The organism is Alkalihalobacillus sp. NPDC127517 (assembly GCF_050276055.1).
Classification (GTDB): domain Bacteria; phylum Bacillota; class Bacilli; order Bacillales; family Bacillaceae_D; genus Alkalicoccobacillus.
Window position 1 is genome coordinate 21,723 of sequence record NZ_JBNNQX010000012.1, and the last position, 13,770, is coordinate 35,492.

The window sequence follows — 13,770 nt, forward strand, 5'->3', positions numbered from 1 at the left end:
TTCTTATTGGACCTCTTCTACAGACCAAGAATAGCCTGGTTTAGAGTAATTATTTAAATTTTTTGTTAGTCGTTCTGCCTCGACGAATTCCGTAAAGGATTTGTCCAAATGGCTGCTCGGTGCCTTTAAGGTTTTCGTTTCACCGTCAAATGTACGTATAATTCGATACAAACGGATCAACTCCCTCATACAGCTTTAAATAGCTGTAACCCAATTGTCTCATACATAAACGTTGATAGATAGGGTGCATCTTGACTGATATTGTCTAAAATCCAATAAAAAGAAGAACGAGAATGAATGAAAGGGACGAATGAAGAATTTAAATCTTCACATGTACATGTTTAGTCATATTCCGCACAAACATCATCGTTCCTGCAACTAGCAATGCAATAATAGGTAGGGAAACGAATGGAGTGAGATCTACTACTGGTAAGAAATTCAAAACCGTTGATTCATTTTCACCTAGAAGATAATCATGAAAGGCAACAACAACAATGGCAACCCCTATAAATGCAGCCCCAATGATCCAATGATATCTATGGAATGCAGCCATAATCAACCAGCCAAGAAAATAATACAAAAGGAACCGTAGAAAAAGGGAGAAGAATAGCGTCAACGTAATGGGAATTGATCCACCTGTTTCTAATCCAAGCTGTGGAAACAACATGTTCTCGAATAGGAACGTTGTAAACAAGGAAACAGCTGCTAACAAAAAGCTATACAGGATGGCCGAAGCAGCCACTCCTACGAAATAATCCTTTCTTGTAATCCCATTTGATACACCATATGAGAGTAGACCCATATTCATAATGCCAAGAATCAACATATAAAACTGTGTGGCTTGACTGCTTGTGTCATAAAATGACCAGATGGTTGTTGCAGCAAAAATAATGGCAAGGAAATGGACTACGATTAGGGTAACGAAGAAACCAATTGTCCATTGGGTATAGAATGAATTGAATTTCCTACAGATCAGCTTTGCCTTCGCAGTCATTCTGATTCAGCTCCTTCTTCTGTTAAATGAATAAATAGATCTTGCAATGAGACAGGACCAAGCTCTAAACCAGCTTCAGAAGCTGCTTTTCGTTTATCGGCTGTAATTGGTCCATATACCATAGTTGATTTTGTATGACCAAGGGATTGTTCCTTTAAAATGGTTTGACCTTGTGTCCATATATCCACTCGCTCAGCTGTTCCAGTCACAGAAAGACCTTCTGTTAAGAGCTCCTCTGTGTTTTTGTGTAGAAGTAAAGCCCCCTCTTTAATGATTAATACCTCTTCAAACAATGTGTCCATTTCAGAGATTAAGTGTGTAGAGAGAATCATCATTCGTGGATGCTCCATGTAATCTTTTAAAACCTCCTCATAAAAGATTTCCCTGGCAGGTGCGTCCATTCCGAGGTAGGCCTCATCAAAAATGGTGATCGGACAACGACTGGCAAGACCTAATGTCACAGTTAGGGCTGATTTCATGCCACGAGACAGGTTATAGATCTTTTGGTTCATGGGAATCTTAAATCGTTTAATTAAGTGATTTGCGTAGTCTTCGTCAAAGTTTGGTCGAAAGTCTTTACGATCTTTAAGCCATTTTTCAGCTTTGTCATACTCGTACTCGAAGGACTCCTCTTTGATAAACGAAATCTGTTCCATAGCGATGGCGTTATCAAATACATCCTGATTATCTAACTGAAGCGTTCCTGCTGATGATTCTCGATACGAAGCAAGTAGTGAAAGTAAGGAGGTTTTTCCTGCAGAATTTCGTCCAAGCAAGCCAATGATTTTATTGCCACTAAGTTCAAACGATAATTCCTTGAGAATAGATTTTGAACCAATAGTAAGAGACAGCTGGTTTGCTTTTATAGTAGGTTCAATCATGATCGTTCCTCCTTTTTAAGTCATCCATCATCGATTTGATTTCCTGCTCAGAAATGCCAAGTCGGTTCGCTTCCTGTAGCATGCTCCACACATACTCTTCTTGGAATGTACGTTTTCTCAAATTTCGTAACTTTTCACGTGCCCCTTCTGCTACAAACATACCGACCCCTCTTTTCTTAAATAAGATTCCACTGTCCACTAATTCATTTACGCCTTTAAGAACGGTTTGAGGATTTATTTTGTAATACGCTACAAGCTGGTTGGTTGACGGTGCTTTTTCTCCTTCTGGAAGAATGCCTTCAACAATATCTTCTTCGATCATTTCTTTAATCTGCTGAAAGATCGGGCGATTCTCATCTAATTTCGAGCGCACAATATAAGCACCTCCTGTTATACACTATGATGGTTAGTTGGTTATGTGTATAACCATATATCATCATTTGTTGGCTGTCAATATCTTGTATTAGTTAAATGTCTGAATACAAAACAAATAAACGAGTAGGCAGCACCTATTCGTTTATTCAAATGATCTATCTCCTATTAAATGTTTATAGCACTCGAGCTAGTTCACAAAAAACCTAAATTATTTTTTGAAGTAAATTTTAAATCTTATATGAAAAATTTACTGGTTTACCTATGAACTTTTTTAATATAGAAAAGTACCTATTTCAGCCCTGATCAAATTGCATTTCCCAACACGTTAAAAAGTTGTATTAATAAGTTTTTACTTAATATTAATTAATAGTTCCCTCCAAAAATGAAAAGAATTTTTAATAATCAGATCATATTATTTCCCAAGTTTTAGTTGTTTTATCACGGGTACATAATCCCTGTAACACAAAATCATAATTAGGAGGAGATTAAAATGAAAAAGACCAGATCATTGACTTTAAGCAGTGTGGCGGGAGCAGCGATTCTAGGGATTACATTTGCGATCCCTAACTATGGTGGCACTGCTCATGCAAGTCAGGATGTACCACAGATTTCAGAGGAAGCAGAAGGACAAGCATTAAGTCAGGAAGTTGGAGCACAAGCAACAAATATTGATGTCTCTATTGATCCTGTTGAAATTGGAAACAGTATTCGAGATGCTATTGTATCATCGAACAACCGTGAGGGATTTGTGAAAGCAGCGAGAGAAACAATGAGGTTTCAGTCAGATTATCAATTGAATGTTATGGTTCTTAATATGAGCCTTGACTATGAGTCTAGTCTGAGTGGTGTTCATTACTTTGATACCTTTACCTATGATGGTGTCATTTATGGAATCTGGGCATTTGAAGAAGGTACCTTTAATAACAAAGGCGATGGCGGTTATATCAACTGGGCATTCTCGGGCTGGTTTGAGCGAAATGATGGAGAAGTTGAATTTAGAATGCCATAAGTAGTGTTGGGACAATTAGGTGGTCTGATAGTTAAAAGCATAAAGCGGTCGGAGCCTAAGTAGCTTCTGAAATATAAAAAGATCTCGTTCACTTGAAAAAGTGATCGAGATCTTTTTTCTGATTCATGAAAGCGACTGGGACAAAACCACTTAATTAATTTATGGAAACCTTATTCAAAAAATGAAATCAAAATAGAAATCGACTATAGAAAATAGAAAAAAACAGGCTGCACCAATAAAGGATAGAACATAATCACTTTTTGCTTTAGATTGATTTTTGAACAGAACTCCATTAAAGAGTAACGCTATAGCTCCAATTAAAAAAACAAAGCCTGATGATAGACTAGAAAAAAGAGAGATAATTATGAGAACAACAAACAATGCTAATGTGACATCTCTTAGAATGCGAATTCGATCAACTCCTATTTCTTTAAAATAGGTACTTCTTCAAAGGTAGTCCTGAATACTGGAGGAAATTTTCACTGAAGTTCACTTACTATCCAAGTACCTATGGTTCACTTTTGATTTCTGGATATTCAGTTTATCAGCGTGCTTCATGACTTCTGGGAGATAAAATAGATTTCCTCCAGAGTTTTTTCCAGTTTGAATAAAGGGTGTGATAATTCCCTCATTTAAACGTTTGTAGAATGTTTGATTTGATATTCCTAAGTACTTTGCAGTTTGGGCTGAGCTAAGTAAGTTTTCTTTTAGATGTTCTTCAATTTGTTCGCTTTTTTCTTTGTTTGTCGTGTCTCGAGATTGTGCAATTTTTAAAATGTCATCCATAATCGCGCCCTCCTTTTAAAAGGTTTTTTTCCTTTTTATACCTCTGCAAGACATTTCTAAACATACTAACCCTGAACCAAAGCAGTGCATACAATCATCTCAATCGTTTAACTTTCTACCTATCTAGGTACTAATAAGTGTAAAGTCATTTGATTAAAAATGATTGAGAGGAGCTTCTTTATATGAACAAACGATTGCTTAAAACCCTAATCGGAATTCTAATTGGTGCCATATTGATCTTGCTAGTTAATCTTGTGTTTAGTTTGGGGCTTGATCCCTACATGATAGGAATTGTGACTACAACGATCTTGTTACTTCATATCTTTGCAAGACCCTGGATTGAAAAAAGGGAGAATGAGTCTGAAATAAAATCAACCAAAAATGTTATTATTAGAGTGGTTCTATTTATACTTATCATCATCATTATGGCAACGATTACTTTTGTGGGTGAAACGTTGAATCTAGGTTCATCGAAGAGATAGATTTTAATTATCTCTATATAACATGTGATAAAGGAGTATGTTCCAATGAGTCAAGAAAGATTAATGAAAGAATCTACGAGACCTCAAACACGTCTTTCTCTCACAACGGATTTGAAACATTTAGGTTTACGTGAGGGAATGACTGTAATTGTGCATTCTTCCATGAAATCGTTAGGGTGGGTATGCGGTGGTGCGGTGGCTGTTATTCAAGCATTACAGGAGGTTATTACGCATAAAGGCACACTTATAATGCCCGCTCATAGTGCCGATGTGTCAGATCCAAGAGAATGGGGGAACCCAGCCATCCCTAAAGAATGGATTCAGGAAGTGATGAATGAAATGCCTCCCTTTGATCCGTTGATCACACCAACGTTTGGTATGGGCGTGATTTCGGAATTATTTCGTACATATCCTAACGTCAAGCGTAGTCATCATCCTGTGCATTCTTTTTCAGTGTGGGGGAAAAACAGTGAAGAAGTTGCAAACAATCATTCTTTAGATCATGGTCTGGGCGAGAGTTCGCCATTAGGTTATTTGTATCAAAACAATGGGTATGTTTTGATGCTAGGGACTGGATATGAGACCAACACCTCTATGCATCTTGGTGAGCATATGGGAGGAACGGTCAAACAGGTAAAGAAGATGAGTCCAATGTTAGAGAATCATCAAAGGGTTTGGAAAGAATACGTTGAACTGGATTATGACGAGGAAACCTTTTCTTCAATCGGTGAGAGGTTTGAAAGCGAGTACCGCATCTTGCAAGGAGAAGTTGGAAATTCTCAAGCGAAGTTTATTTATCAACCTGATTTAGTAGACTTTACAGGAAAACACTTGAAAGAAACCACAAACCATAGTAAACTCACGTAAGCGAATGAATCAAACAAACACATAGCAACCTGTATAACCTCTAGAATACGGCTGGAGGGTCTCTACCAGGAACCTTAAAATCCTGATTACAGAAATGGTCTTGCCCCATTTTTGTAATCAGGATTTTTTTATATTGTTTGAAATTGAAAGGAATGATGAATTAGATGAACGCAAAGGTATATATACTGGCTGTATCTGTTATAGCAGTTGGATTGGTTGAGCTGATTGTTGGAGGAATTTTACCGGTGATTGCAGATGACATGAATGTTTCGTTAAGTGCTGCGGGTCAGCTCATTACAGTGTTCGCGCTTGTTTTTGCAATAGCGGGTCCAATTTTATTAGTGACAACAAGTAAGATTGAGAGAAAGTCACTCTATCTGACAACGCTTCTTATTTTCTTTGTTGGAAACATCTTAACGTATTTCAGTACTTCGTTTTCGTTTATGATGGTTGCCAGAGTGTTAACGGCAGCAAGCACGGCTCTTATTGTTGTTTTATCCTTAACGATGGCTGTGAAAGTCGTGGATTCGAAAGATAAAGCAAAGGCACTGGGACTTATCTATATGGGAATTAGCTCTTCTTTGGTTTTGGGTGTACCAATTGGTATTTTAGTGTCTGACCTGTGGGGATGGAGAGTGATCTTTTTAGGTATAGCCTTGTTATCTCTAGGCTCTATGGCTCTTATTTACTTCTTCATGGATAAGTTGGAAGGAGAGACGCAGATTCCATTATTAAAACAAATAAAAGCCTTGGGTCAATCTAAAATGATTGGTGCCCATCTTGCTACGATGTTTATGTTAGCCGGGCACTATACTATTTATGCATACTTCACCCCCTTTCTAGAGACAAATATGCAATTGAATTCTACATGGATTAGTGTATTTTATTTTATTTTTGGAATGGCCGCGATTAGTGGAGGAGCGTTTGGAGGTATGCTTTCCGACCGTATCGGATCTAGACCAAGTATTTTAATTGTAATTGGCGCTTTTGCTGTTTCATTGTTTCTCCTGCCATTTGCTGCTTCATCCATGTGGTTCTTTATTCCTGTTATGATTGTTTGGGGAGCGCTGAGCTGGAGTTTAGCGCCTGCGCAACAAAGTTATCTAATTGAAAGTGATCCAGTAACATCAGATATTCAACAAAGCTTTAATAACTCTGCGCTACAAATCGGAATCTCTATCGGTTCTGCCATCGGTGGGTTTGCCTTAACTCAAACTGGATCGGTTAGTTCAAATGCGTGGTTTGGGGGAGTATTAGTGATTCTTGCTTTTCTTTGTGCGATCTACTCTTTCTCAAGATCGACCTCAGCAAGGAACGAATCAGTAGCTGCGTAAGGAACAGTCTCGACAATGACATTTGTCGGGGCTGTTTTATTTTTACCCTTTACCAAGCGATGTGATAAGATTTATGTGAGGTGGAAAATGTGGAACAATTAACGTATACCCTATTAGCATACATAAATAATTCATTGGAAAAAGATATAAATGATTCAATTGCAAGAAGCTTTCTTCAACATATCCACAATATCGAAACATTCTCTTTAGATTCCGTTGCGGAAATTTGTAATGTTGCGCCTTCGACCATTAATCGTTTCTGCAAACGAATTGGGTTTAGGAATTTTTCTAGTTTGCGAAAAAGCGTCATTTTAGCAAAAAAGACAGATCCGACCGCTGGAACCTCGCAACATGTACTAGATGCTCACACGTTTAAAAACCAATTTCAAGAAAATATTGATATGATTGATCAAATTCAATTGGAACAAATCAATCGACTAGTGAAACGTTTAAAGAATTCACAAAGAATTGTTATTTTAAGCTTTGAGCGATATCAAATCCAAACCGTTGAGTTACAGAAAAAGCTTCTCTTACTTGGCAAGTTTTGTGAGTGTTCCACGAATTTATTTAAACAAATGAAAACATTAGATGACCTAACAGAAGATGATCTCATCATTATGATTTCAATCCAGGGGCACTTGTTAAATGAAGAGTTGCCACTCATCAAAAAACTTCGTGAATCTAATGGACATAAATGGTTAATTACGTTCTCAGATCGTTTGGGTGAATTGGCTGAGTTTGATGATGTTATTCAATGTGGATTGCTTAAAAATCATGCAGTCAGCAGTCATACATTACTGCGATTGTTCGATATGTTAGAGCAGTGGATGCGAGAGCGTCCTTAGGATAAATCATTTGGAATAAACAAGTATTAACAAGCGAGTATAGCCAAGCGTTGCTTTCCATAACCTAACTTAATGAATAGACTCCTCGGAAAGGTTAGGAGGGTTTGGATGAGAAAGCTGATATGTTTGATGATTGGTATAACTACACTAATGGTGATGCACCCTTCTTCAGTTTCCACAGCCGAAATGAAGGATCGTTATGATTATGAGCAAACTGGGAAGGCGATTTGGGATATTCCTACTTCAAGACCGTTGATTGCTCTTACATTTGATGATGGTCCACACCCGGTGTATACAGAGAAAATCATGGAAATTCTTGACCGCTATGATGCCAAAGCAACGTTTTTTGTGACTGGAGAGCAAGTTCGGAAGCTACCAGAAGTCGTTAGAAAGGCCGCTGAACACGGACATGAAATTGGGAATCATACATACCACCATGTTCCGCTATCGGGTATCTCAAAATCAGACTTGCGATCAGAAATAAAACAAACGGAAAAATTAATCGTTGAGACGACTGGGGTTCATCCTCGTTTATTTCGTCCGGTTGCAGGCTACTATGATGATGTCATTATTGAAACGGCTGCAGAAGAACAGTACCAGGTGATTATGTGGTCATGGCATCAGGATTCAAGAGATTGGGCGAATCCGGGTGTAGGGAAAATTATTCGAAATGTTCTGCCAAATGTTCACCCAGGTGATATTATTCTATTTCATGATGCTGGCGGGAAGCGGGTCCAAACTGTTCAAGCACTCGAAGTCATTATTCCCGCATTAATTGAAGATGGGTATGAACTTGTGACGGTTTCCGACTTAATTAAGCTGACAAATCATTGGACATTGTTTGAACACTTATAAAAGTATTGTGGTTTGGTGCAGGATTTTATAAGATTAAGTCGAATGAACTCATAGAGAAATCGGAGGGGAAAAGACCTATGGCACACCAGTTATTCGATTATTTAGATAAAGAACAGATTAGACTTAAGTCAAAAAAGTCACCTGTTGAAGAGAGAGAATACCGTTTTTATCAGGTAGTTACTGAGCTTTTTGAACGAATTGATAACGCTTTAAAACCAGCTATTGAAAAGAACCAGCTTGAGGTTAGTGATGTGTCTGTTGGACCGAATCGGTTTAATGTTATCGGAAAACAGATTAAAGTATACGGCAAAAAGCCTGTTATCCTTCTCCCAGATGTTACAGGGAGTCAACGTGGTGAGTATAAGATCTCTATTCAAAACGGAGCCACTGTGCTGCAAAGTACATATTTCTTCTATGATGAAGGGAAATGGAAATCAACTCGTCATGAATTTGGTGGGGTACAAAAGGCTGAATTAAATGAGGAAACGTTGTTAGATTTACTTTTGATATTTATTCGCTAATTCACAAGCAGCCGAACGTATTGTTCAGGCTGCTTTTTTTTTGAGACGAGACCAGTTGAACAAGACACGCCCTATTCGCATATTTATGAAGATACATTTTGAGCGAATAGGATGGGTGATGATGGGAACATCTTCAGGAAAAGACTATATTAAACGAATTGATGCTCTCCAAAATGTGATTTGGCTAAATGGAGAGAAAATTAAAGGGAACGTTTCAGAACATGCCGCTTTTAGTGGAATTATTCAAAGCAAAGCCGCTCTATATGATGAGGTACAACAGCAGCCTGATTTATTAATGGATCATACAAAACAATGTAATTTTGCCTATGAAATCCCTAGAACAAAAGAAGAATTAAAGAAACGTGGAAAAGCGATTCGTCAATGGGCTACTCAAACAGCTGGTATGCTTGGGAGATCACCGGATTATGTTAGTTCTGCCATCATGGCGATGGCAGCGTCCTCCACTTTTTTTGGAACGTATCAACAAAACATGGACCGTATCTTTGAAGAAGCGCGGGAGAAGGATTACACATTTACGCATACCTTTATCAATCCTCAGATTAGCCGAAAATTTTACTGGCCGGATGGGGATGATGAGACGATTATTGCTGCAAAAGTGATAGACGAAACAGAAGAGGGGATCGTCATTCAAGGAGCAAGAATGTTAGCTACTCAAGGCGGTTTAACCGATCAGCTACTTGTGCTACCAGCGGGAAGCTTCACGGATTCTTCGTATTTGTTTGGGTTTTGTATTGCGTCAAATACACCGGGACTCTCGTTTGTATGTAGACCTTCCTATGCAGAAGGCACAACGAATTTTAACGATCCACTTGCCTCGCGGTTTGATGAGGGAGATGCCATGGTCATGTTTGATCATGTGTTAGTGCCATGGGATCGTGTTTTTCTCTATGGGGACCCAGATGCAGCAAATGTGATTAAAACAGAAACAGGTGTGGAAGCATTTCTGTTATATCAATCAGCGAACAGGCAAATTGCTAAAACAGAATGGATGCTTGGAATCGCTCAATTGATGGCTGAGAGTCTAGTCGTTACAGAATATCAGCATATTCAAGAGAAAATTAGCGAACTCGCCATGGCTCATGAGATCATGAAAGGATTTGTTCTCACTGCCGAGGAGGAAGGAGAAGTGAATGCCAGAGGCTTATTCGTTCCCAACGGATTGAAGCTTAAGATGGCCTTCCACTATTATCAAAAAGCATATCCAAGACTCACGGATATTCTTACACTTATCGGTGCTAGTGGGTTAATTGCAATCCCTTCAGAAAAGGATTTTCAATCGGCTATCGAACCAGCCCTTTCTATGACGTTACGAGGGGAAAAGATAACAGCCGTAGATAAGGTGAAGCTTTTTAGACTGGCATGGGATTTAACCATGAGTGCATTCGGCTCGAGACAGACGTTGTATGAGCAAATGTTTTTTGGTGACCCCATCCGTACGCCTGTTTCTTTATATGCCTCGTACGATAAAGAGGTAGCAAAAGAAAAAGTCTCATCATTTTTAAACATTCAATTTGAAGAAGAGTAGTGAAGAAACGCCTCAATCTTTTGGGGCGTTTCATTTTATTTGTTATCATAATATGAATGTTCTGTCATTAAAGGAGAGATGTCAATTGTTAAAAGAAGCTTATCATATTGCGGTACCAACAGCTTTTAAGAATGATGAGGAGTTAGATATTGAAAGTACGCTTAATCATATAACCAGGCTTGCAGATCAAGGTGTACGTTCGGTTCTTGTTTGTGGCTCAACAGGCGAACAACATAGTCTAACACTTGAAGAGAAGCTACTTTTAGTTGAAGCGCTTGATGCATTCCCTCTTACGTATGAAATGGAGGTTTTATTTGGCGTATCGTCCGTCAGACAAAGAGACGCGGTACGTTTAGCTGAGGCAATTAAGAAAACCTCTATCTCTGGAATTATGCTTGGTTTTCCTCCTTATATTAGACCGAGTCAGGAGGAGGTTGTGGTCTATGTGGGAGAAGTCGTAAAAGCAGTACAAAAACCCACCATTCTATATAATCATCCACTGAGAACAGGATTTGACCTTGGGGTAGATACTATGATTACACTCTTTAATACAACCGAGAGTATTTTGGGATTAAAAGAAGCAGGAACTAAAACGAAGCATGAATTAGCGAGTATCAAAAGCAATTGTCAGGGTATAAAGATGTATGCTGGGGGCGAGATTGATCTTCAATTTAAACTTGAACAAGGCTTTAACCGTCTTTCTTCCATTGCAGGAAATGTGGCCCCAACAGACATTTATAAGTGGTTTATTCGATTACTAAATAATGAAACTGATGAAGAGAAAGATCATGAGGTGCAACAAATAGTCCAGTCTTTTTACGAGCAGGGATCACCGATTGTCTCGATTAAAACCTATCTACATAAGCAAGGTCTTGGAGCAGGAGTCTGCAGGAGCCCTCTAGGCCAGTCCAAGTAGACAAGCTCATCACCATTTTCCTCTAGCTCTGTACGTATGTTTCAAGCGATTAGTCATACATATAAAGTATTTCAAACATTAGGAGGATGAGATGAGTCAGGCAGAGCATACCATTCAAGTTCAAGGAGAGGCTATTCTACCCGTTCGGCCGGATCAGCTTTCCATCACACTCGGAGTAAAGACGGAAAACCAATCTGTTCAGCAAGCTCAAACAGAAAATGCGGATGCGATTCAAGCGATTATCCATTCACTCATGTCTTTGGGGATAGCAGGAGATCAAATTCAATCGGTGGTTTACCAGGTAGATCCTCAATATGACTATGTTGATGGGATACAGGTGTTTAGAGCCTATCTAGTAACGCATCTTCTCGAGATCACCGTCACCGACCTTACCTTAGCCGGGGCCATCATTGATCAAGCTGTTACAAATGGAGCAAACAGCGTATCTGGTACTCAATTCACACTTGGCAACACCGCTCAGGCGACACGTCAAGCATTGGACCAAGCGATGAACGATGCGTATCAAAAAGCACAAACGATCAGCCGTACCCTTTCTGTACCGCTTGACCCTATGCCGGTTTGGGTGAGGGAGGTTCCTGTAAATGAGGCAGGTATCGTTCGTCCGCTTGCATTATTTGATGCAGCCTCACAGACCCCCGTTCAACCAGGTTTAATTGATGTTAAGGCTGTAGTCGAAGTACTGTTTAAATATGGTTAAATTGATCCACTACGAATAAAAAGAGCAGGCGTGCTATACTAACAAAGGAGTGATTATAGACAGATAGGATGGAGAAGCTACATGATTAAATTAATTGCCATTGATATTGATGGGACGCTACTGAATGATAAGCACGAAGTAACAGAAGAAGTACAACAAGCCTTGCACGCAGCGAAACATAAAGGAGTTAAGGTCGTGTTGTGTACAGGTAGACCAATCGGTGGCGTGAAGCAATATCTAGATGCGCTAAACTTAACGGAAGATGGAGACTTTGTTATTGCTTATAACGGCGCCTTAGTTCAAAACGCACATACAAATGAAGTGGTGTCTGAGCTTACACTTGAATATAAAGACTTACAGTCCATTTACAACATAAGTAAAGAGCTAAACTCACCAATGCATTATTTTGATTCGGCAAACCTGTATTCGCCCAATCGCCAAATCAGCGAATATACTGTGCTAGAGTCTTACCTGACTACCGTCCCACTAAGCTACATGCCTGTTGAAGAGGCACCAGAGGATATCATTATCCCTAAAATGATGTTCATTGATAAGCCTGAACGATTAGATCAAACGATTGAGCGTATTCCGGCAGAAATGAAAGAAAACTACATGCTAGTAAAAAGCTCGCCGTTTTTCTTGGAAATCTTAAATCCGAACGTAAGCAAAGGAAATGCTGTGAAGCTACTTGCTGAGACATTAGGAATTAAACAAGAAGAAGTTATGGCCATTGGAGACAATGGAAATGATGTGACTATGGTCCAATTCGCAGGATGTGGAGTTGCTATGGGGAATGCGATTCCGGAGTTAAAAGAAGTTGCTAACCATATCACAGCCACAAACAACGAAAATGGTGTAGCCAAGGCCATTAACGAATTTGTGCTTCAGTAACTCGATAAAATAAAGAGACAAATGATTCATCACTCGAATCATTTGTTTTTCTTATGTTTATGCAACTAGCAGAAGTCGTTAAGTAGCCAAGTTGCACTCTTACTATGAAGTAAAAGGAGAGATACTGTGAAAGGGGTAGAAGTCATTCGAGCCATTCAAACCACACTTAAACTGTTAGCGATCTTTGTGTTGGGATATCTTCTCTTTTCATTAGAGGCTCCTGATCGCGGAGGAGCAGGGATGTGGTTCTTGCTTGTTGTGATCTGTCTTAGTATTTATTTCTTATCACAGATTACTAGAAAAATTCGAAACCAAAACAGGGGTGGATAAGGTTGATTCATCATATTGAACTGTATGTATCCAACTTAAAAGAATCAAAAGCATTTTGGAGTTGGCTTTTAGAAGATTTAGGTTATACGTTATATCAGGAATGGGACGAGGGTTTCAGTTTCAAGCAAGATCACTGCTATATTGTCTTTGTTCAAGTGGAGCAACGTTTTTTGGAGGAAGGATACCATCGTAAACGAATTGGTTTAAATCACCTTGCGTTTTTCGGTCGCTCCCGTCTACATATTGATGAATTAACAACCATGCTACAAGAGCGGGGCACACGTATGTTATATCAAAATACTCACCCTTATGCTGGAGGAGATAAGCATTATGCCGTTTATTTTGAAGATCCAAATCGAATAAAGGTTGAAGTTGTCGCTCCTTGACAGGTTTTAATTTCTTCTGAACGGGTACTTAACG

Annotated in this window: 18 protein-coding genes and 1 riboswitch; of the genes, 13 read left to right on the forward strand and 5 right to left on the reverse strand. The window is 39.0% G+C overall.

All coding sequences use genetic code 11. The features are described 5' to 3' along the window. Nucleotides 1-3: 3 nt before the first annotated feature. From ACQKKO_RS16395 to ACQKKO_RS16410, 4 genes are all read right to left on the reverse strand, one after another. Nucleotides 4-171 carry a hypothetical protein gene (locus tag ACQKKO_RS16395; RefSeq protein ID WP_498649071.1) on the reverse strand — a complete coding sequence of 56 codons (168 nt, stop codon included), beginning with the start codon at nucleotides 169-171 and terminating at the stop codon, nucleotides 4-6. A gap of 148 nt (nucleotides 172-319) precedes the next feature. Beyond that, nucleotides 320-994 carry a hypothetical protein gene (locus tag ACQKKO_RS16400; RefSeq protein WP_498649072.1) on the reverse strand — a complete coding sequence of 225 codons (675 nt, stop codon included), beginning with the start codon at nucleotides 992-994 and terminating at the stop codon, nucleotides 320-322. Further along, complete coding sequence (locus tag ACQKKO_RS16405) at nucleotides 991-1,875, reverse strand: ATP-binding cassette domain-containing protein (protein ID WP_498649073.1); 885 nt, start codon at nucleotides 1,873-1,875, stop codon at nucleotides 991-993. The genes ACQKKO_RS16400 and ACQKKO_RS16405 overlap by 4 nt, the downstream gene beginning before the upstream one ends. Continuing rightward, nucleotides 1,868-2,248: a GntR family transcriptional regulator gene (locus tag ACQKKO_RS16410; protein ID WP_498649075.1), complete on the reverse strand. Its 381-nt coding sequence runs from the start codon at nucleotides 2,246-2,248 to the stop codon at nucleotides 1,868-1,870. Before ACQKKO_RS16410 ends, ACQKKO_RS16405 begins: the two co-directional genes overlap by 8 nt. Nucleotides 2,249-2,740: 492 nt before the next feature. Here ACQKKO_RS16410 and ACQKKO_RS16415 point away from each other — a divergent pair, with 492 nt between their 5' ends. Beyond that, the gene (locus ACQKKO_RS16415) at nucleotides 2,741-3,259 is read left to right on the forward strand and encodes a stress protein (protein WP_498649076.1); all 519 of its coding nucleotides are present in this window, start codon (nucleotides 2,741-2,743) and stop codon (nucleotides 3,257-3,259) included. 489 nt (nucleotides 3,260-3,748) lie between these two features. Here ACQKKO_RS16415 and ACQKKO_RS16420 read toward each other — a convergent pair whose 3' ends face one another. Then, nucleotides 3,749-4,045, reverse strand: a complete 297-nt coding sequence (locus tag ACQKKO_RS16420) for a helix-turn-helix transcriptional regulator (RefSeq protein ID WP_498649077.1) — start codon at nucleotides 4,043-4,045, stop codon at nucleotides 3,749-3,751. A 182-nt stretch (nucleotides 4,046-4,227) separates the two neighbouring features. On the opposite strand from ACQKKO_RS16420, the gene ACQKKO_RS16425 reads away from it, so the two are divergent. The 12 genes from ACQKKO_RS16425 to ACQKKO_RS16480 all read left to right on the forward strand — a co-directional run bounded on the left by ACQKKO_RS16425 (nucleotide 4,228) and on the right by ACQKKO_RS16480 (nucleotide 13,736). Then, nucleotides 4,228-4,527 carry a hypothetical protein gene (locus ACQKKO_RS16425; RefSeq protein ID WP_498649078.1) on the forward strand — a complete coding sequence of 100 codons (300 nt, stop codon included), beginning with the start codon at nucleotides 4,228-4,230 and terminating at the stop codon, nucleotides 4,525-4,527. Between the two features lie 45 nt (nucleotides 4,528-4,572). Further along, a complete protein-coding gene (locus ACQKKO_RS16430; RefSeq protein WP_498649080.1) occupies nucleotides 4,573-5,394 on the forward strand; it encodes an AAC(3) family N-acetyltransferase in 822 nt (273 codons plus the stop codon). 9 nt (nucleotides 5,395-5,403) lie between these two features. After that, a riboswitch (purine riboswitch) is annotated at nucleotides 5,404-5,503 on the forward strand. A 55-nt stretch (nucleotides 5,504-5,558) separates the two neighbouring features. Then, nucleotides 5,559-6,728 (forward strand): MFS transporter, encoded by a 1,170-nt coding sequence (locus ACQKKO_RS16435; RefSeq protein ID WP_498649082.1) that lies wholly within the window; start codon nucleotides 5,559-5,561, stop codon nucleotides 6,726-6,728. 89 nt (nucleotides 6,729-6,817) lie between these two features. Continuing rightward, a complete protein-coding gene (locus tag ACQKKO_RS16440; RefSeq protein ID WP_498649083.1) occupies nucleotides 6,818-7,573 on the forward strand; it encodes a MurR/RpiR family transcriptional regulator in 756 nt (251 codons plus the stop codon). A gap of 108 nt (nucleotides 7,574-7,681) precedes the next feature. Next, on the forward strand, nucleotides 7,682-8,428 hold the full coding sequence (locus ACQKKO_RS16445; RefSeq protein ID WP_498649085.1) for a polysaccharide deacetylase family protein: 747 nt from the start codon (nucleotides 7,682-7,684) through the stop codon (nucleotides 8,426-8,428). Between the two features lie 77 nt (nucleotides 8,429-8,505). After that, nucleotides 8,506-8,949, forward strand: a complete 444-nt coding sequence (locus ACQKKO_RS16450) for a hypothetical protein (protein ID WP_498649087.1) — start codon at nucleotides 8,506-8,508, stop codon at nucleotides 8,947-8,949. A 121-nt stretch (nucleotides 8,950-9,070) separates the two neighbouring features. Then, nucleotides 9,071-10,495: a 4-hydroxyphenylacetate 3-hydroxylase family protein gene (locus ACQKKO_RS16455; RefSeq protein ID WP_498649089.1), complete on the forward strand. Its 1,425-nt coding sequence runs from the start codon at nucleotides 9,071-9,073 to the stop codon at nucleotides 10,493-10,495. An 85-nt stretch (nucleotides 10,496-10,580) separates the two neighbouring features. Further along, nucleotides 10,581-11,411 (forward strand): dihydrodipicolinate synthase family protein, encoded by an 831-nt coding sequence (locus tag ACQKKO_RS16460; protein WP_498649091.1) that lies wholly within the window; start codon nucleotides 10,581-10,583, stop codon nucleotides 11,409-11,411. Between the two features lie 91 nt (nucleotides 11,412-11,502). Continuing rightward, nucleotides 11,503-12,129: an SIMPL domain-containing protein gene (locus ACQKKO_RS16465; RefSeq protein WP_498649093.1), complete on the forward strand. Its 627-nt coding sequence runs from the start codon at nucleotides 11,503-11,505 to the stop codon at nucleotides 12,127-12,129. 81 nt (nucleotides 12,130-12,210) lie between these two features. Further along, complete coding sequence (gene yidA, locus ACQKKO_RS16470; protein WP_498649094.1) at nucleotides 12,211-13,020, forward strand: sugar-phosphatase; 810 nt, start codon at nucleotides 12,211-12,213, stop codon at nucleotides 13,018-13,020. Nucleotides 13,021-13,146: 126 nt separating this feature from the next. After that, nucleotides 13,147-13,350, forward strand: coding sequence for a hypothetical protein (locus ACQKKO_RS16475; protein WP_498649095.1), 204 nt, complete (start codon nucleotides 13,147-13,149; stop codon nucleotides 13,348-13,350). Between the two features lie 2 nt (nucleotides 13,351-13,352). Continuing rightward, nucleotides 13,353-13,736 carry a VOC family protein gene (locus tag ACQKKO_RS16480; RefSeq protein WP_498649096.1) on the forward strand — a complete coding sequence of 128 codons (384 nt, stop codon included), beginning with the start codon at nucleotides 13,353-13,355 and terminating at the stop codon, nucleotides 13,734-13,736. Nucleotides 13,737-13,770: the final 34 nt, after the last annotated feature.